This is a genomic window from Arthrobacter gengyunqii (genome assembly GCF_023022985.1).
Classification (GTDB): domain Bacteria; phylum Actinomycetota; class Actinomycetes; order Actinomycetales; family Micrococcaceae; genus Arthrobacter_B; species Arthrobacter_B gengyunqii.
Genome location: NZ_CP095461.1, coordinates 2,556,538 through 2,574,261, shown reverse-complemented (window position 1 = coordinate 2,574,261; position 17,724 = coordinate 2,556,538). Strand labels below are relative to the sequence as shown.

16 protein-coding genes and 3 tRNA genes are annotated in these 17,724 nt (G+C 64.9%); 2 read left to right on the top strand and 17 right to left on the bottom strand.

Annotated features, from left to right (window positions below):
• Positions 1-148: 148 nt before the first annotated feature.
• Complete coding sequence (locus MUG94_RS11765; RefSeq protein ID WP_227906241.1) at positions 149-850, bottom strand: fasciclin domain-containing protein; 702 nt, start codon at positions 848-850, stop codon at positions 149-151.
• A 374-nt stretch (positions 851-1,224) separates the two neighbouring features.
• Between MUG94_RS11765 and MUG94_RS11760 the strand changes: the two genes are divergently transcribed.
• Positions 1,225-2,451, top strand: a complete 1,227-nt coding sequence (locus tag MUG94_RS11760; RefSeq protein WP_227906240.1) for an IS481 family transposase — start codon at positions 1,225-1,227, stop codon at positions 2,449-2,451.
• 22 nt (positions 2,452-2,473) lie between these two features.
• Here the strand turns inward: MUG94_RS11760 and MUG94_RS11755 are convergent.
• Together MUG94_RS11755 and bcp are read right to left on the bottom strand one after the other, a co-directional pair.
• Positions 2,474-2,558 (bottom strand) — tRNA-Leu (locus MUG94_RS11755).
• Between the two features lie 67 nt (positions 2,559-2,625).
• Positions 2,626-3,093, bottom strand: a complete 468-nt coding sequence (gene bcp, locus MUG94_RS11750) for a thioredoxin-dependent thiol peroxidase (protein ID WP_227891900.1) — start codon at positions 3,091-3,093, stop codon at positions 2,626-2,628.
• A gap of 235 nt (positions 3,094-3,328) precedes the next feature.
• On the opposite strand from bcp, the gene MUG94_RS11745 reads away from it, so the two are divergent.
• The gene (locus MUG94_RS11745; RefSeq protein WP_341482145.1) at positions 3,329-3,802 is read left to right on the top strand and encodes a MarR family winged helix-turn-helix transcriptional regulator; all 474 of its coding nucleotides are present in this window, start codon (positions 3,329-3,331) and stop codon (positions 3,800-3,802) included.
• A gap of 163 nt (positions 3,803-3,965) precedes the next feature.
• Here the strand turns inward: MUG94_RS11745 and MUG94_RS11740 are convergent.
• The 14 genes from MUG94_RS11740 to MUG94_RS11675 all read right to left on the bottom strand — a co-directional run bounded on the left by MUG94_RS11740 (position 3,966) and on the right by MUG94_RS11675 (position 17,668).
• Positions 3,966-4,041: transfer RNA gene (locus MUG94_RS11740), tRNA-Lys, on the bottom strand.
• 183 nt (positions 4,042-4,224) lie between these two features.
• On the bottom strand, positions 4,225-5,616 hold the full coding sequence (locus MUG94_RS11735; protein ID WP_227906239.1) for an 8-oxoguanine deaminase: 1,392 nt from the start codon (positions 5,614-5,616) through the stop codon (positions 4,225-4,227).
• A gap of 8 nt (positions 5,617-5,624) precedes the next feature.
• Positions 5,625-6,416, bottom strand: coding sequence for an ABC transporter permease (locus tag MUG94_RS11730; protein WP_227906238.1), 792 nt, complete (start codon positions 6,414-6,416; stop codon positions 5,625-5,627).
• On the bottom strand, positions 6,417-7,256 hold the full coding sequence (locus MUG94_RS11725; protein WP_227906237.1) for an ABC transporter permease: 840 nt from the start codon (positions 7,254-7,256) through the stop codon (positions 6,417-6,419).
• On the bottom strand, positions 7,253-8,104 hold the full coding sequence (locus tag MUG94_RS11720) for an ABC transporter ATP-binding protein (protein ID WP_227906236.1): 852 nt from the start codon (positions 8,102-8,104) through the stop codon (positions 7,253-7,255). Before MUG94_RS11720 ends, MUG94_RS11725 begins: the two co-directional genes overlap by 4 nt.
• A gap of 63 nt (positions 8,105-8,167) precedes the next feature.
• Positions 8,168-8,656: a nucleoside deaminase gene (locus MUG94_RS11715; protein ID WP_227906235.1), complete on the bottom strand. Its 489-nt coding sequence runs from the start codon at positions 8,654-8,656 to the stop codon at positions 8,168-8,170.
• Positions 8,656-9,732, bottom strand: a complete 1,077-nt coding sequence (locus MUG94_RS11710) for an ABC transporter substrate-binding protein (RefSeq protein ID WP_227906234.1) — start codon at positions 9,730-9,732, stop codon at positions 8,656-8,658. Before MUG94_RS11710 ends, MUG94_RS11715 begins: the two co-directional genes overlap by 1 nt.
• A 106-nt stretch (positions 9,733-9,838) precedes the next feature.
• Complete coding sequence (locus tag MUG94_RS11705; RefSeq protein WP_227906233.1) at positions 9,839-11,266, bottom strand: amidohydrolase family protein; 1,428 nt, start codon at positions 11,264-11,266, stop codon at positions 9,839-9,841.
• A gap of 11 nt (positions 11,267-11,277) precedes the next feature.
• Positions 11,278-12,948 (bottom strand): GMC family oxidoreductase, encoded by a 1,671-nt coding sequence (locus MUG94_RS11700; RefSeq protein ID WP_227906232.1) that lies wholly within the window; start codon positions 12,946-12,948, stop codon positions 11,278-11,280.
• Entirely contained in the window at positions 12,935-13,546 is a 612-nt protein-coding gene (locus MUG94_RS11695) for a thiamine pyrophosphate-dependent enzyme (RefSeq protein ID WP_227906231.1), read from the bottom strand. The genes MUG94_RS11700 and MUG94_RS11695 overlap by 14 nt, the downstream gene beginning before the upstream one ends.
• Positions 13,543-14,043 (bottom strand): thiamine pyrophosphate-binding protein, encoded by a 501-nt coding sequence (locus MUG94_RS11690; protein WP_227906230.1) that lies wholly within the window; start codon positions 14,041-14,043, stop codon positions 13,543-13,545. The genes MUG94_RS11695 and MUG94_RS11690 overlap by 4 nt, the downstream gene beginning before the upstream one ends.
• 4 nt (positions 14,044-14,047) lie before the next feature.
• Positions 14,048-15,487 (bottom strand): NtaA/DmoA family FMN-dependent monooxygenase, encoded by a 1,440-nt coding sequence (locus tag MUG94_RS11685; RefSeq protein WP_227906229.1) that lies wholly within the window; start codon positions 15,485-15,487, stop codon positions 14,048-14,050.
• A gap of 57 nt (positions 15,488-15,544) precedes the next feature.
• Positions 15,545-17,059 (bottom strand): aldehyde dehydrogenase family protein, encoded by a 1,515-nt coding sequence (locus tag MUG94_RS11680; RefSeq protein ID WP_227906228.1) that lies wholly within the window; start codon positions 17,057-17,059, stop codon positions 15,545-15,547.
• A 536-nt stretch (positions 17,060-17,595) separates the two neighbouring features.
• Positions 17,596-17,668 (bottom strand) — tRNA-Lys (locus tag MUG94_RS11675).
• Positions 17,669-17,724: the final 56 nt, after the last annotated feature.

Here is a 17,724-nt window from a genome sequence, read left to right as displayed (position 1 = left end):
CCTGAGCGGGAAACCGCTGGTATTTGAACGCCCGGCGGTGCGGTCACAATTCGGTCACACAAAAGGCGGACACCCGGTGGGTGCCCGCCTTTTGCTGCGGCTGCGAAGGTCGGCGCAGCCTGTGCCGGCCCCAACCGGCTGCTATGGGTTACATTCCGGGCATCAGCACGGTGTCCAGCAGGTAAACAGTGGCGTTCTTGGTCTGGACGCCGCCGCAAACCACGGCGGAATCGTTGACCATGAGGCTGTCGCCGGAACCGGTGACATCAACTTCGCCGCCATTGACGGTGGCGTACATGCCGGACAGCTCGTCGGGCGTGATCTGGCCGGGCACCACGTGGTAGGTCAGGATGCTGGAGAGCAGGTCCGGATCGGTCTTCAGGGTCTCGATGGTGGCCGGGTCCAGCTTGGCAAAGGCATCATCGGTGGGTGCGAAGACGGTGAACTCGGAGCCGTTGAGAGTGTCAACGAGGTTCACCTCCGGATTCAGTTCGCCCGATACCGCAGCAGTCAGAGTTGTCAGCATGGGGTTGTTGGAGGCTGCGGTGGCCACCGGGTCAAGGGACATTCCCTCGATGGAGCCGGCGCCTTCGGGAACAGCTGCCGCGTAGTCGGCGCAGCTGGCGCCCACCAGGTTGGCTGCCGGGTCAGCGCTCATGGACTCACTGGACATGGGGTCGGAACTCATGGATGCCGAGGCCGAGGGGGACATGCTGGATTCGGATGCCATTCCCGATTCGGAGCTGGTGGATGAGCTGTCGGTGGAGTCGGTGCTGCAGGCGGCCATGCCCAGCATGGAGACAGCGGCGATTCCGAGGATGGACATGTTCCGGCGGGTCTTGAAAGCCATTGTTTTTCTCCTTCTGGCGGAGGTTCCGTGGGGTGGAATCCCTGGTTGGTATGAACACCTCTTGGTGCGAGGTCTCAGAAGGTCTTCGGCTCGGCTCCGGAACCGGATGGGTGGAAGGCCGGAAAAGTTTTGAGCTGCGTCACAAGCCGGCGGCGGCCGGGAACGGACAAAAGAAAACACCCCGGTCCGAAGACCGGGGTGTTACCTGTGTCGCGACTCATCCGGAAACGATGTCCCGACGATTCCCTGTGGTGCGCGAGGAGGTGTCTGGATTCACGACATAGTTCACACATGAGTCGGGACATCGTTCACACGTGACACTTCACCGGTGAGTCGCGACATGCTTCACACCCGGACCCTGGTCAGAATCGGCCATGTCGAAGCAGAAAGTCATCGTCCTGTCCGTCACCGAGCAGGGCCTCAGCATTTCCGAGGCCGCCCGCCGCTACGGCGTCAGCCGCCGCTACGGCGTCAGCCGCCGCTGGGTCCACGTCCTGATCCGCCGCTACCGCGACGGCGGCACACCCGCTCTGGAACCACGCTCCCGGCGCCCGCACCACAACTCCCGCCGCACCCCGGCCCCGACCGCTGACCGGATCCTGTCCCTGCGCCGGGAACTAACCGCAGCAGGCCTGGACGCCGGCCCGATCACAATCGCCTGGCACCTGACCCGGGAAGGCATCGCCGCACCCTCGACCTCAACGATCCGCCGGATCCTGCATGCCGCGGGACTGGTGACCGCCGCACCCAGGAAACGGCCCAAATCCTCACTGCACCGCTTCGAAGCCGCGCAGCCGAACGAGACCTGGCAGTCCGATTTCACCCACTGGCCGCTGGCCGACGGCACGGACACCGAGATCCTGAACTTCCTCGATGACCACTCCCGCTACCTGCTCGCCTGCACCGCTTACCGGCCCGTCACCGGAACCGCCGTCAGCGAAACCTTCCTCAAAACCGCCAACCAGTACGGGTTGCCGGCCTCCACCCTGACCGACAACGGCCTGGTCTATACCTCCCGCTTCGCCGGCGGCAAAGGCGGCCGCAACAGCTTCGAGAACCTCCTGCACGCCCTGAACATCACCCAGAAAAACGGATCACCGGGTCACCCGCAGACTCAGGGAAAGATCGAGCGGTTCCACCAGACCCTGAAGAAATGGCTCAGCGGCCAGCCACGGGCAGAGACCCTGCAGGACCTCAACGCTCAGCTCGAGAAGTTCCGCCACATCTATAACCACGAGCGCCCGCACCGCGCGCTGGATCGGCAAACACCCGCGCAGGCCTACAACGCCACCGTCAAAGCGGTTCCCATGACAGCCAGGCAGGGAGGTCACTGGCGGGTCCGCGTTGACCGGATCGACGCGACAGGGAAGGTCTCGCTGCGCTACGCAGGACGGCTGCGGCACATCGGCCTCGGACGCGCTTACGCCGGCAAACACATCCTCATGCTGATCCATGAACAGGACATCGTCATCACCGAAACAGCCACCGGAGAGATCCTGCGCGAACTGACCCTGGACCCATCCCTGGACTATCAACCCAGGCAAAAGAAAACACCCCGGTCCGAAGACCGGGGTGTTACCTATGTCGCGACTCATCAGTGAACGATGTCTCGACTCATCACAGTGGTGCGCGAGGAGGGACTTGAACCCACACGTCCGAAGACACTGGAACCTAAATCCAGCGCGTCTACCAATTCCGCCACTCGCGCTTTGGTCTCATGCCGCCGCCGCAATTGTTGCGGAACGCCCTAAAACCAGCCTCCAGTGTACCCGAGGTTAGGAGAGTCCCAGATCGCGTGAAAGCTTGGCGACATGGCCCGTGGCTTTCACGTTGTACTGGGCGAGGGAAACCTTGCCCTCCGGGTCCACAACCACGGTTGAACGGATCAGGCCCTCGTACGTCTTGCCGTAGTTCTTCTTCTCGCCCCAGGCGCCGTACGCCTCGGCCACGGCGTGGTCGGGGTCGGAGAGCAGGGGAAAGTTGAGATTCTCCGCTTCGGCGAATTTCTCCAGCTTGGGCACGGGGTCGGGGGAGATGCCGACGACGGCGTACCCGGCGTCCTGCAGGCTGTTCAGGTTGTCCCGGAAGTCGCAGGCTTCCTTGGTGCAGCCCGGGGTGGCGGCGGCGGGGTAGAAGTACACGATGGTGCTGCGTCCGCGGAACCCGGAGAGCGAAACGGAGGAGGAATCTGTGGCCGGAAGGGTGAAGTCCGGGGCAGTTTCACCGGGGGACAGGCGGGTCATATGTCTCTCCTTGGTATCAATGCAGGGCTCTGCAGTGTCTCAGCGCGACAGTTGAAGGCCGTAGTGACTATCCTAGTAGGTGGGGATTTGTAGGTTATCCGATCGGCCGTTGCATCCTCACACTCGAAAGGAAGCGTTCTTTTTTATGCCCGATATGGAGCATTGGCCCACAGGCCGTCTGTTGTCGACGGCGGCACGCCTGGTAGAACATGCCTGGAACGAGAGGCTCGTCCGGATGGGCGTGACACACGCCGGAGTGATCGCACTGGGAGTCCTTGAAGCCCAGGGGCCGATGACGCAGGCGCGGCTGGCTCAAATTGTCCGTGTGCAGGCGCAAACCATGGGCAAGACGCTCTCCCGGCTCGAAGCGCACGGGCATGTCACCCGCGTCCGCAATGATTTGGACCGGCGCAGCCACATGGTGTCCATTACTCCGCTGGGCACTGAGGCACTGCAGGAAGCCCAGGATATTGAGCGCACGCTGATCGAAGGCGGAGAGCTCATGTCAGAGGAACTGCGCGGGCAGCTGCGCAACGTCATTAGGGAGCTGGGGAATCCGCGTTGGCAACTGGCCGTGGACGTGCCGGGACTTCCGATTCCCGTTGTGGCGCCGGAAGAAATCGCCGCCGTTGCAGCGACGCCTGATGATTCCGGTGAAGCCGCGGGTGTTGAAACCGCGGAAGCCGCGGAAGCAGCTGAAACCGCCTGAGATCCGGCGAAAGCTCGCAAGAGGCACGCATCCTTTGCAGGGTGCGTGCCTCTCTCCGTTTAATCCAGGTCTGTGAACGAGTCCAGGTCCGTGAACCAAGCGGGCACAAAAAAGAAGAGCGGCCCTGTCCGGTTTTCACCGAACTGAACCGCTCTCCTTGATGTGGTGCACCCCCCGGGACTTGAACCCGGAACCCTCTGATTAAGAGTCAGATGCTCTGCCAATTGAGCTAGAGGTGCATCTCGCGAGGATGTCATCTTGCCGGCGAAACCGGCGATTTGTCATCCGCAACGACAGACAACACTACCAGCCTTTCTGCCCTGTAGCTAACGGATCGGCGGGTATCGGCGGAAGTGAGATCCACTTCATATTTCAGTCACGCCATTCACCACCGCGAGACGATCTGCACGAGGCATCTGGAGCTAGGCCAGCCGCTGGATGGCGGCGGCAGCGGTGCGATGGCGGCGCAGCACGTCAGGCAGCGCCGCAGCCACTGGTTCACCCTCCTGCACCAGAAGCTTTCCTGCGACCATTGTGTGCCAGGCACGGGCCGGACCGGTTCGCAGCCAGGCCTCGACCGGGTCCACCAATGCGCCGGCCAGCGCGACGGGGTGGGTTTCCCACACGACCACATCGGCGCAGGCCCCCGGGCGCAGGTGACCGACCTCGTCGTCCCAGCCCAGGCACGCCGCACCGCCCCGGGTGGCGATGTCCAATGCGTCGCGGGCCTGCATGGAGGCCGGACCGTTGCGCAGGCGCCCCAGCAGCATTGCATTGCGGGTTTCCATCCAAAGCGAAGCGCTGTCGGTGGAGGCGGAACCGTCGCAGCCCAGACCCACGGTCAGGCCCAGGGAGCGCATCTTCATCGCATCCATGGAACCCCCGCCGATCATCATATTGGAGCTCGGACACTGTGTGGCCCCGACGCCGGCGGCGGCAAGCCGGGCCACCTCGGCGTCGGACGGGTAGATCAAATGTGCCACCCACGCTCGGTCCGAAGCCCAGCCCACCCGTTCGAAGTATTCAACGGGACGGCAGCCGTAGGTTACCAGGCAGTACGTGTCCTCCTCATGGTCTTCAACCAGGTGGGAGTGCAGCCGAACATCGTGTTTCGCGGCGAACTCGGCACTGGAGACCATGATTTTTTCAGACACCGAAAAAGGCGAGCACGGGCCGAGCGCAATGCGTGTCATCGCTCCCGGGGAAGGGTCGTGGTATGCGGCCACCAGCCGTTCGGCGTCGGCCATGATCGTGTCGTGGTCCTGCACCACCGAGGCCGGGGGCAGTCCGCCGTCCTCCTCGGAACGGGTCATCGAACCGCGCACGGCCATGAACCGGAAGCCCAGTTCGGTGGCCGCAGCCACCTGGGCGTCGATGAGCCCGGGCCGGGGGTGTACGTACAGGTGGTCGCTGGACGTGGTGCACCCGCCCATGAGCAGTTCCACGATGCCCACGTAGGTCGAAAGGTAGGTGTTTTCCTCGTCCAGCCCCGCCCAGAGTGGATAGAGCGTGGTGAGCCAGTCAAAGAGACTGCCGTTAACGGCAGGTCCGTAGGAGCGTGTGAGGTTCTGGTACATGTGGTGGTGGGTGTTGACGAGGCCCGGGGTGAGCAGGCGCCCACCCGCGTCGATGGTGTGGTGTGCCTGAGGCGGCGCCTCGAAGGAGTGCCCGACGGCGGCCACCCGCCCTGTGGTGAGGGCGATCCAGCCGCCGGGGTACTCGGTGTCCCGGTCGGCCACGACGTGCGCGTTGGTGATGAGGGTGTCAGCCTTCGCCGTACCGGGGAGCGCGGGCTGGCGGCTGCCCGCCTGCATGGGCCGCCTCACGGTTTCTTGCCCATGCGGCGCATGACGGCTGCCTCAATCAGGGACACGACACCGTAGAGCAGCAGCGAGGCCAGGGTCACGCCGACCACGGAGGCCCAGACGGCGTCGTAGCGGGCGCGGGAGACCGAGGAAATGATCTCGTAACCGATGCCCTGGCCGGTGGCGAGCCATTCGGCCAGCAGCGCCCCGGTCAGGGCTCCCGGGATGGAGATGCGCAGCGCGGTGAAGAAAGCAGGCATCGAGGAGGGCAGCGCCACTTTACGGAACGCGTCAAACTTGCTGCCGCCGAAGACGGTGATGACGTCCATCATGGCCGGTGAGGCCGAGCGCAGGCCCATTACGATCGTCACCAGCGCGGGAAAGAGCACCACTATGCCGCCCATCGCTCCCACTGCGGCGGTTTCGCGGCCAAAGATCAGAATAATGATGGGAGCCATCGCCACCAGCGGGACGGAGCGCAGCAGCATGGCCATCGGCATCAGAGCGTGTTCCACGCCGCGGAACAGGGTGAACAGAGTGGCGATCACGATCGCGGCCGTGAGGCCGGAAATAAACCCGAGGGCGGCGTCGGCCATTGTCCGGCCCAGCGCCGCGAACAGGCCGGCGAGGTTCTCCGCCGCGTCCTCCTGCACAAACAGGTACTTCCAGACATCCAGGGGGCCCTTGCCGATGTAGCTGGAGACATCGAGGATCCGCAGGGCCACGACCCAGAGCACGACGACGACGGCCAGTGACAGGCCCACGTTCAGGGTGTTTCGGCCCAGCCCCTTGAGGGTTTCAGTGTTCATCTAGCGTCGTCCTCCTTCGGCGGAAGCGGAACCGGCGGACCACGGGGTCGCGTACCGGGAAATCAGGGCGAACAGGAGGTAACCGGCCCCGGCGAGCAGGCCGCAGACGAGTGCGACGCCCCAGACGCGTTCAATCTCCAGGGACTGCTGGGCGTTGACCATCGCCGGGCCGAGGCCCCGGTCCACGCCGCCGACATACTCGCCCAGCACAGCGCCGAGGAAGGCAGCCGGTGCGGCGATCTTCAGCGAGTTCAGGACCCCGGGGATGGCGGCGATGGCCTGCACCTTGACCAGCTGGTGGATGCGCCGCCCGCCGTAGACCGTCACAATGTCGAGGCTGGACTGGTCGGCGGTCTTGAAGCCCATGATGGACCCGACCAGCGTTGTGAAGAACACCGACAGGGCCGCCAGCGCTACGGCCGTTCCAGACGCTTCGCCTGTGGCCGGCGGACCCATGATGATGAAGATGATCGGGCCGATCGCGACCACCGGCAGGCAGTAGCTGATGACCCCGAGCTGGGAGACCAGCCGCTCAAGGAGTGGAAAGACCATGACAGCGCCGGCGAGTGCAAGGGCGATGAGGTTGCCCCAGAAATAGCCGGTGACGGCTTCGATGATGGTCACGCTGGCGTTCCGCTGGTAGTAGTCGAAGCCGTCAGCACCGAACTGCTGGACGATGGCGAGCGGGGTGGGAATGCTGCCGCCACCGCCGTCGGGCGCGGCACCGATGCCGGAGAGGAACGTGAGCGCGCCGATCCACCAGAGGCCGATGACAAGGACCACGCCGCCGAGGCCGATGGCCCAGGGCGGGAGCGGAAACCTTGCACGTCCGGCGCTCACAGGTGCTGTTCCATCGCTGCGCCGGAGGGTTCGGACCCGTCGGTGCCGTGCGGGCTGAACAGCAGCTCGGACGCGTGGTCGTGGAGGGCATGGAACTCCGGGGACCGCATCATCTCGGGTGTGCGCGGACGCGGCAGGTCGACATCGAAAACCTCCACGATGCGGCCCGGGCGGGGACTCATCACGGCGACGACGTCGGAGAGGAAGATCGCTTCGGAGATGCCGTGCGTGACCATCAGCGTGGTGGCCGGCTTCTCGGTCCAGATCCGCAGCAGCTCGAGGTTCAGGCGTTGCCGGGTCATGTCGTCCAGGGCGCCGAACGGCTCATCCAGCAGCAGGACGGAGGGCTTGACCACCAGCGAGCGGGCGATCGACACGCGCTGGCGCATGCCGCCGGACAGCTGGCCTGGCTTGGCCTTCTCGAAGCCCTTCAGCCCCACCAGCTCGATGAGGCCGTTGACGTGGTCATCGTCCGCTGGCAGTCCGGCGACCTCGAGGGGAAGCTTGATGTTGGTGTAGACGCTGCGCCAGGGCAGCAGCGCCGAGTCTTGGAAGGCGATGCCCAGTTCGTGGCCGCGCCGCAGGTCCGCCGGAGATTTGCCGTCCACCAGGACCGAGCCGCCCGTGGGCTGTTCAAGGCCCGCGAGTATGCGCAGGATGGTGGATTTGCCGCAGCCGGAGGGGCCGAGCAAAGACAGGAAGGCACCCTTTTCTGTCGTCAGGTTCACGTTCTCCAGAGCGGTCACTGTCTTCCGTCCCATGGCAAACGACTTTTGCAGGCCGGAAAGATTGATCCCGCTGCCGGTGGAATATGGTGCAGGGGCTGTTGTGATGATTTCAGCAGTCATGGCGTCAACTCGCATTCTTGGGTCCAGGGGCTCCGGGATATCCGTTGCCCTGCCAGCGGAGATTTAGTTCCAGAAACCGATGTGCGGGACTGCCGCTTCCTCTTCCAGCAGCGGACCGAATACTTCGATGTTCCGCTGTCCGCGGGAGATGACCTCCCGGCAGGGCAGATCGAAGGTGGGGTTTTCCGGATTGGCCCCGGTGAGTTCAAGCAGCCGGTGTTCGGACAGGGCGTACACGATCGTCCCAATCCCGGTCCAGTACGCGGCACCCGTGCACATCACGCAGGGTTCCGCACTGGTGTACAGCGTGGCCCTGGCCATTGCCTCCGGACCGAGCCGTAAGGATGCCTCCGCCAGGGCCCGGAGTTCGGCGTGCTGGGTGGGATCGCCCTCAGGCGGCATCGAATTGTTGCCGGCTGAGGACACCACTTGTCCGAGGCTGTCAGCGACGAGCGCGCCGAAAGGATGCCGGCCGTGGTCTTTGGCATCCTGTGCCACGGTTAGGGCCTGACGCAGCAGGCCCGGGTCCGGTGCGGTGGGTTGGCCGGCCACTACTGCTTCAGCTCCGGGTTCTCGGCGTAGATCTCCTCAAGCAGGGAATTGTCGAAGAGGTCCTCGGCGGTGATGTCGTCGTAACCGGCGACCTTGAGCACCTCGATGTTCGCCTGGGCGAGGTCGTCCGAGATGTAGAGGATTCCATGCTCCGCGCCGGCGTCTCCGAGCACTAGTTTGTTCTGCTCGACGGCCTGCCGTTTCTCCTTTTCCGGGTCCAGGCCAAGATCCGATCCGTATTCCTCATAGGCGAGGCGGGCGGCCTCCTCCGGATCGGAAACGGCGTCCTGCCACCCCTTGATCGCAGCGACCAGAAATGCCTTGAGCTCTTCGCGCCGTGTCTCGATGTTCTCGTCGGTGGTCACGAACGCGCCGGCGACAAACGGCATGCCGTGGTCGGCGAATGGCATATTGGCGACCTCGAAACCTTTGAGCTCGACGGCGAGCGCCTCGTTGGTCAGGAAACCGATCTGGCCCTCGACTTCACCGTTCATCAGCGGCTGCGGGTCAAACTGGACCGGTACCGCCTCCACCTGGCCGGGGTCGATCCCGTTGACTTCCAACAGAGCCTCGAACAGGATCTCATTGGTGCCGGAGGCCACCCCAATTTTCTTGCCGATCATGTCTTGGGGTGTGTTGATCGGATTGTCTCCCAGCGAGTAAACGGTGAACGGGTTCTTCTGGAACTTGGCACCGATGATCTTCAGGGGCGCCTCGCTTTCCGACACCATCGACCCGGTGGCGATCGGGGTGGTTGTGCCTACAAGAGCGCTGCCGGCAAGGACCATCGATTCCGAGGAGGTGCCGCTGGGCCCGCCGGAAATGAGGTTGACGCCGCTGAAACCGGCGTCCTTGAAGTAGCCGTTGCTGTCAGCGAAGAATTCGCCGGCGAACTCGGTGGTCTTGACCCAGGATTGGTTGTAGTTCAGCGTGCCGTAGTCCCCAGCGCCTGGGTCCGAGGATGCGGCGGAGCTGCCACAGGCGCTCAGCGCCAGGGCCGAAACGGTCAGCACTGACAGGGCGGCGGCCCGGCGGGTGCGTCGGGCGGAAGCGGGAGTGGCGAAACAGATGGTCATAAAGAGTCCTTGCAGGATGCGAGCCCACGACGAGTGGCTCGGGATGGATGGCGCATGGGTACTGGTGCGGATGGAGGCTCTGGGAAGACCCTATGGACGGTATGTTTCACCGCGGGGCGCCGTTCGTTACGGGCGAGTAAACGGGTGGCTGACTGACGCCGCTGAACAGTCCAGTCGGGTCATCGTTGTCTGCCAGCCACTCGCTGCGGCGATGGAACAGCCCGGGCACGACGGCGCGTGCCCGGGCGATGAGTTCCGGCAGGTCCGAGGCGACGAGGGTGCCGGATTTGACCGCCACATCACCGTCGACCACCACCAGGTCCACGTCCGACCCGCGCACGGCGTGGACCAGATTGTGGTGGATGTTGGCATACGGTCCGTAACCGATCAGTGGAACCATGCGCGGGATGTCGGTGCGCACAGCGATGAAGTCGGCCCGTTTCCCCTTCTCCAGCGAGCCGATGCGGTCTTCCAAGCCCAGGGCAGCAGCTCCTCCGAGGGTGGCCATCTTCAGCACCGTCCAGGAATCCATGGCCGCGGCGTCCATGGAACGCAGCTTGCCGAGCAGGGAAGCCGTCTTCATCTCCTCGAACATGTCGAGATTGTTGTTTTCCTTCTCCCCGTCGGTGCCCAGGCCCACGTTCAGGCCCGCCGCCAGCATCTCCTGCACCGGCGCCATCCCAGAGGCCAGCTTCATGTTGGAGACCGGGTTGTGCGAGATCCCGACGCGGTGCTTTGCCAGCAGGGTGATTTCCGCGTCATCGAGCCAGACGGCGTGCGCCAGTATGGTGCGGGGCGTGTCGAAGAAACCGAGCTTCTCGAGCGCAAAGCCCGGACGCAGCCCGTACTCCTGGTCGAAAAGCGCCAGCTCCGTTTCGGATTCGCTGCAGTGCGTGTAAAGGCCGGTGCCGTACTTGCCGGCCAGCCTGATGGCCCGCTGCTGACCGGCCGCGTCGGCGTAGAAGGGATGCTCCAGACCGACCCACGGTACGATCCGCCCGTTGGCCGCACCGGTCCACCGCTCCAGCATCCGCTCGTTGTCATCAAGCGTGTCGAAGTAGTTGTGGTCCGGGTGTTCACCCACGTAATTGACGCTGACCAGCCGGTTGCCCAACGTGGTGGCAGCGCGCGCAGCCCCGTCCATGAAGCGCCACATGTCCACAACCGTGGTGGTCCCGGAGAGCAGGCCCTCGGCGTAGCAAAGCCAGGCGGCGGCCTCCGCTTCGTCGGGACGCAGCACACGGTGCATCGGGTCGATGTGGAGGCGAAGCCATTCCCAGACGGGCAGGTGCTCGGCGGTTCCGCGGAGCACCCCGGAATGGTGGTGCGCGTTGACCAGACCCGGCATCAGCAGGCGGTCGGCCAGGTGCACCCGCTTTGCGCCGGGGTGGCGTGCCTTCAGCTCGGCGGTGGGCCCTACCTCGAGGATGTCCTGGCCGGATACCAGCACGGCCGCGTCGGTCAGGACCTCAAGGTCCGCATTCATAGTGACGACGAAATCCGCCGACCACAGGGTTTCCACATTTTCTCCCACGGTGTTTCCTTTCACCTTGTTGCTGTCGGTGTTGCCGGTGTGGCCGTTGCGATGGACGCAGCGCTCGCCGGGCGGATTCCGGACGCCGTGGCGATGAGCTCGGCGGCCCGTTCGGCGATGGCCACCACCGGGGCCTGGAGGTTGCAGGTGGGAATCTCCGGGATGACCGAGGCATCAGCCACCCACAGCCCCTCGAGGCCGCGGACCGCCAGCTCTGGAGTGACCACTGAGGCCTCGTCGGCGCCCATCTTCGCCGTGCCGGAGCAGTGGAAGAAGGTGTCCACGCTGGCCCGCACGAAAGCAACGGCCTCGGCGCGGTCCAGCCGACGTGGCGGCGACAGCGGCCGCTCGAGAAGTCCGGCGTAGCCGGAGGTCGCGGCGAGGTCCAGCATCCAGTCCAGGGACTCGACCAGGGCATCCAAATCGGCCTGCTCCGCGAGGTAGTTCGGATCAATGGACAGTTTCCCGGCGGCGTCGAGCAGCCGGATGGAGCCGATGGACTGTGACCGCATCAGCCCGGGGGAGACCGCGCAAACGTCGCCGTCAACGCCGTACTGCTTTGCCAGCGCAGGGTTGGTGTGCCGTCCCTGTACCACGAACGCGTGCAGATCGGGCCGGTGGTCAGCGGATTGGCTGCGCCAGTTCAGCATGGCGCCGCCGCCGTTGTCCCGGATTGGATCGAGCGGTGCCCGAAGCCGGAAGTTGACACCCATCAGGAGCGGATGATCCTGGAAGTTGGCGCCGACGCCGGGCAGGTGCAGCAGCGGTTCGATGCCGGCAGCGCGCAGCTGAGGCGTATCGCCGATGCCGGAGAGCATCAGCAGCCGCGGTGTATCGATGGCACCGAGGGTGAGGACGACGCCGGCCCGCGCACGGATCGTCGCCGTGTCGCTGCTGTTGCCACGGCTGCCGGGAGTCGCGGTCGGCGAGATGATGACGCCGGCGGCGCGGCCGCGTTCTATCACCAGGCGGCGAGCGCTGGTGTTGGTGCGGATGCAGAGGTTCGGCCAGCCGGCCGCCGGCCGCAGGTACGCGGCCGAGGGGCTGACTCGGCGCAGAATCCCGTCGGGGCCGGTAGCAGCGTTGAAATTGGCCAGTGCTGCGCCTTCGTTCGAGGCTGCATTCGCATCTTCGAGGACAGACAGGCCTAGTTCGGCGGCGCCGGTAAGCAGGGCTGCGGCCACCGGATGCGGGTCGGGGCTGGTTTCGATGCGCAGCGGCCCGCCGGCACCGCGGTACTCGGTTTCGCCGTACTGCCAGTCCTCGCTCTTCTTGAAGTAGGGCAGCAGGGACTCATAATCCCAGCCGGTGGCACCGCCCGCCGCCCAGCGGTTGTAGTCGTCACGGTGCCCGCGGTACCAGAGCATGGCGTTGATGCTGCCGGAACCGCCCAGGACTTTGCCGCGCGGAATGGGGATGGATCGGTTCGCGGCGGCAGGGGCGGGATCGTACGAGTAACCCCAGTCGTACGATCCGCCAAGCAGGCCGGCCCAGCCGGACGCGGTCGAGATCGCGTCCAGGCCGGCGTCGTCCGGTCCGGCCTCGAGCAGCAGCACGCTGGCCTCAGGATTTTCAGCCAAACGGCGGGCCAGCACGCAGCCTGCTGAGCCGCCGCCGACGACAATGAAGTCGTAAACGGTGTCGGAGCTGTTACTGGTGAATGTGCCGTTAGTTGTGTTCACTTGGCCCCATGATGGTGATGCCCTCGGTCTTTTCGACGTGGCGGACAAAGATGTACTTGTCTTCCCGGCCGTCCGAGTGCTTGCGCTTGATCCCCGGCTCCAGGACGCCGTCGGTTTTCGCGATGACGACATACGGTTCCTTCGCCGCCAGGCCGCGCTCGCAGTGGGTTTCAAAGTCGTCGTAGTTGTCCGCCACAAAGGCGTTCTCCACTCCGCAGCCTCGGGCGATCTCGGCTAGGTTCACGCGGCCGGCGGCAGTGTGGGTGCGCGGGCCGCCGATCGACTGGTAGCACTCGTTGTCCCAGACGACGACGAAGAGGTTCTCCGGCTGCTCATTGCCGAGTGTGGCGAGGATACCCAGATTGAAGAGCAGGCCGCCGTCGGTGTCCAGGGACACTATGCGTCGGTGCGGGAGGCCCACGGACAGGCCGAAGGCTTCTCCCGTGACACAGCCAAGCTGCTGCTGGAAAAGCGAGGCTTCCCGCATGTGGGGTGCAGCGTTGAACCACTCGTCCACGGCTCCGCCGAGGGAGAGGACCACCAGTTCATCGGCTAGGCGGGAGCCTAGGCGTTCCATACATTCGTAGCGCTTCATCATCGGACGATGCCTCCTGACAGGACGACGGCGGAGTGGTGGTAGGCGGTATGGGACCAGGCATAGGAGTCGGAAATGGCCTGCCCGATCTCCCCGGCGTCCTTGACAATCCGGTACGGGATGCGCAGTGCATCGAGGATGGGTTCCATGGTGATGCCGTGCGGAATGGCCCACCAGTTGTTCTCGCCCAGATCGCCCCGGTGGCTCATGAGCATGATTACCGGGATGCCGGAGCCCAGGCCCAATCGGGCCAGATGCTCGACTGACGCACGCAGCCCGGAGTTCTCCATGATCAGCGCGGCCTTCCGGCCGGAAAGGAACACTCCGCCGCAGATTGCGGCACCCTCACCCTCGTTGGTGACCGGAATGGTGCGAATATCCGGGTCCGCGTCCAACGCTGGATAGAGCTCTTTGAGCAGGGAGTCCGGCAGATAGCAGACCACGCTGACGCCGGCCTTCTTAAGGCCGCTGATGACGGCGTCGACGGATTCTTTATTCATGGCACTATGCCTCTCGCGCGGGGGAAGGGGACTGGGAGGTGGAGGCAAGCGGACCGCCCCGGAAGCGGCTGCCCGGATGGGTCTGCGGCAGGCGTGCGGCACCGCCGGTGAGGCGTTCGCGCAAGGTGGGTGCCGTCGTCGCCTCCCCATCTGTGCCGCCCACCGGCAACGGCGGATAGAGGCCGCGATTCCGCAGCAGCGGCAGGACCAGGGCGATGAAGTCCGTGAATGCCTCGGGGCCGCCGAACGTCGGTTCCAGCATGAAACCGTCCAGCCCGGTCCCGGCGATGATCGCTTCGAGTTCGTCGGCGACCTGTTCCGGGCCGCCGGTGATCTGGAAGCCGCGCAGCGCCGTCAGCCGGAAGCGGCCAAGGATCTCACCCACGGTAGGGACCGGCGCGCCGTCCCGAACATAGCGGTCAAGCAGCGTTTGGCCCTGGTTGGAGGAGAGCCCGCCGATCTCGGTCAGGGGCAGGGCAGGGTCGACGCCCACCAAGTTGACCCCCGTGAAGCCGGCGAACATCACCGCCGCGTCCTCCAGCGAGTACTGCGCTTCAAGCTCGGCGCGGCGCTCCGCGGCTTCCTCAGCGGTGCCGGCCACGGTGACCGTGGCTCCCGAGATGATCTTGATGGCGGCGGGATCCCGGCCGGCGCTGACGGCTTCGGCGCGGATCTCCGCAACGACCTTTGCCGCCTGGGCGATGGACTGTCCCTGAATGAACACGCATTCGGCGTTGCGTGCAGCGAAGGCACGGCCGCGGGCGGAGGTTCCGGCCTGGAAGAGCACAGGGGTGCGCTGCGGGGTCGGGGCCACAGCGAAGGTACCGGAGGCTGCGAAGTGGGTGCCGGCGTGGACCGTGGGACGAACCTTCGCCGGGTTGGCGTAGGCGGCGGAGGTGCGCTCGACGGCGTCGTCGTCCCAGCCGCCTTCCCAGAGATTCAGGCAGAGGTCCACAAACTCGTCAGCGACGTCATACCGCGAATCGTGGCTCTGTTCGGTTCCGGTGCCGAAGAGGGCATCGGTGGTCGCCTGCGAACTTCCCGTCACGATGTTCCACCCGATGCGCCCGGCCGTGTACTGGTCCAGCGACGCGAAGCGGCGGGCCGTGGCATAGGGGCGCTCCACGGTGGTGGGGCTGGTCACCACGAAGCCGAGGCGGCGGGTGGCGCGGGCCAACGCGGAGATCATCAGCATCGGGTCCAAGCCGGGGAACTGGATGCCGTGCCGGACGACGGCGTCGGGCAGGGCGCCCTCGATCGTCGGATAGCCGTAGGTGTCAGCGAAAAACAGGAAGTCGAAGCCGGCGTCGTCGAGCGTTGTGGCCAGTGAGGTCCAGTAGTCGACGTTGTCCCAGGTCGCGGTTCTGTTCTGCGGATGGGAGAGGGTGGGGAGTCCGTTGTTTGGGTTGAGCATCTCAAAGACGCCCAGGGAAATCTGTTTCATGGCATTCCTGACGTGGGTGTGATCCGGGGGGAGCGTCCGGACCGGCGGGCTGCGGAGTCAGATAACGGCGCAGACAGTCTTTGATTCGAGGTAGTTCTCCAGACCGGGTGCGCCGTTTTCGTATCCCCATCCGGATTCCTTGTGGCCGCCCTTGGGTAGCTCGGGAGAGAAGTACGAGTGGCAGTTGATCCATACGGTGCCGGCGTTCAAATCGGCGGCGAGGCGATGCGCGTTGGAAAGGGATTCGGTCCAGAGGCTGGCGGCCAGCCCGTACTCTGAGTCATTGGCCCAGGCGAGGACTTCGTCGAGGCTGTCGTAGGGTGTCACCACGGCCACCGGGCCGAAAATTTCCTCACGCATGAGCCGGGAGCCGGGGTCGGCGCCGGTCAGCACTGTGGGTCGGTAGAAGGTGCCCTGGCATCCTTCGATGGCTCCGCCGGTTATGACTTCCACACCGTCGGACCGGCCCTGGGTGATGAATGAGTGGACCCGTTCCGCCTGCCCCCGGCTGACCATCGGACCCATGTCGGAGTCTGGATCCAATCCGTGTCCGAGGGTGAGGGCTGCGGCGCGGTCGGCCAGGCCTTCCACGACCTCCTGGTAGATATCGCGATGGGCGTAGATGCGGGAGCCGGCCACGCAAACCTGGCCGCCGTTGTCAAAGATTCCGCTGGCGACTCCGGGAACGGCGATCTCCAGGTTGGCGTCCGGCAGGATAATTGCCGGCGACTTGCCTCCGAGTTCCAGGGTGAGGCGTTTAAGGTTGCCGCGCGCATCAGAGATCAGCTGCTTGCCGACAGCGGTGGATCCGGTGAAGGCGATCTTGTCGACGTCGCGGTGGGTGGATAGGGCGGATCCGACCTCTGTCCCGTACCCGGTGAGGATGTTCACTACGCCGGCCGGAACGCCGACCCCGACGAGCAGTTCGCCCAACCGCAGGGCGGTCAGAGGGGTGTTCTCAGCGGGTTTGAGGATGACTGTGCAACCGGCCGCGAGAGCGGGTGCGAGCTTCATGGCTGCCATCAGCAGCGGAGAGTTCCACGGAACGATCGCAGCCACGACGCCGACGGGCTCCCGAGTGGTGTAGGCGAAAATCCGCTTCGCCGGGCCCTGCCGGGTGATGGAGGTGGGGATCGTGGTGCCGTGCAACTGGTTGGCCATCCCGGAGTAATAACGGAACTGGGCGGCGGCGGCCGGGATTTCGCCGAAGCGGGCGGTGGCGTACACCTTGCCCTGGTCCAGAGTTTCCAACTCGGCGAGTTCATCGGCATGGTCCTCGATGGCATCAGCGATGCGCCAGAGCAGCCTGCCCTTCTCCGCGGGCGTGATGCCTGCCCAGGGCCCGTGATTGAGCGCGCGTCGGGCAGCGGTGACTGCGGCGTCGACGTCCTCCCGCCCGGCCCGGGCAACCAGCGCTAAACCGCGGCCGCTGGCAGGGTCGCTGGTGCCGAAAGTTGCGCCGGCTGCAGCTGAAACCCAGCGGCCGTCGATCAACAACTGTTTCGGGTCACCGGCAAGGAATCGGGCTGCCCTGGTCTTTTCGGGATCAATCGATGCAACGGTAAAGGGCACGTCGGCTCCTGATCTTCTCGGGGTCGTGGTGCGCAAGGGGCGCCTCCTGCTTCGGAGGAGCCCCAACCCTGTTTCAGGAGCTGCGTGGAACCTGGAATCTTTACCGCTGTGCGGACGGGTACCGCGGGGGAGTCAAGGTGGCTTCCCCAACTACCTCGCGGTGGTTCCAGTCTGGGACCGCCACGTTTCGGTTTCTGGACTCAGGCATTGCGGGCACGTAACAACGAGGGGAACTTTTTGTTTCACCCTTCGCGCGGATCCATCCGTGGCACGGGGACCATCCCCGTGCGGATGCCAATCGCATTCGGTTCCAACTGAGAATGGTGCGTTGAAAACGGTCCGCCCAAGCCATGCATAGTGCAGGTAATGGGGCCAAACGGGAGGCTAAGGCCCCTCTCTCGATGGCCAATGCCCTTTAACGGTCCACCGCAAGCAAGGCTCATCCCAAGTGCCCGAGGCCCGCCGAACCCAAAGAAGCCAAACAAAAAACCCCGCCTGGTCAAGAATTTCTTCCTGGCCAGACGGGGTCTGTATTGTGCACCCCCCGGGACTTGAACCCGGAACCCTCTGATTAAGAGTCAGATGCTCTGCCAATTGAGCTAGAGGTGCCTTTGTCTTGAAGTATCAGCCGCGCATTTCTGCTCGATTTGCTCTCCGCAACGACA

Excerpts from the sequence above, each read along its gene's own strand:
- MUG94_RS11730 (WP_227906238.1), bottom strand. The coding sequence starts at position 6,416 with ATGAACACTGAAACCCTCAAGGGGCTGGGCCGAAACACCCTGAACGTG.
- bcp (WP_227891900.1), bottom strand. The coding sequence starts at position 3,093 with ATGACCCGCCTGTCCCCCGGTGAAACTGCCCCGGACTTCACCCTTCCG.
- MUG94_RS11745 (WP_341482145.1), top strand. The coding sequence starts at position 3,329 with ATGGGCGTGACACACGCCGGAGTGATCGCACTGGGAGTCCTTGAAGCC.
- MUG94_RS11690 (WP_227906230.1), bottom strand. The coding sequence starts at position 14,043 with ATGAATAAAGAATCCGTCGACGCCGTCATCAGCGGCCTTAAGAAGGCC.
- MUG94_RS11735 (WP_227906239.1), bottom strand. The coding sequence starts at position 5,616 with ATGCAGGCGGGCAGCCGCCAGCCCGCGCTCCCCGGTACGGCGAAGGCT.
- MUG94_RS11695 (WP_227906231.1), bottom strand. The coding sequence starts at position 13,546 with ATGATGAAGCGCTACGAATGTATGGAACGCCTAGGCTCCCGCCTAGCC.
- MUG94_RS11685 (WP_227906229.1), bottom strand. The coding sequence starts at position 15,487 with ATGAAACAGATTTCCCTGGGCGTCTTTGAGATGCTCAACCCAAACAAC.
- MUG94_RS11710 (WP_227906234.1), bottom strand. The coding sequence starts at position 9,732 with ATGACCATCTGTTTCGCCACTCCCGCTTCCGCCCGACGCACCCGCCGG.
- MUG94_RS11765 (WP_227906241.1), bottom strand. The coding sequence starts at position 850 with ATGGCTTTCAAGACCCGCCGGAACATGTCCATCCTCGGAATCGCCGCT.
- MUG94_RS11760 (WP_227906240.1), top strand. The coding sequence starts at position 1,225 with ATGTCGAAGCAGAAAGTCATCGTCCTGTCCGTCACCGAGCAGGGCCTC.
- MUG94_RS11720 (WP_227906236.1), bottom strand. The coding sequence starts at position 8,104 with ATGACTGCTGAAATCATCACAACAGCCCCTGCACCATATTCCACCGGC.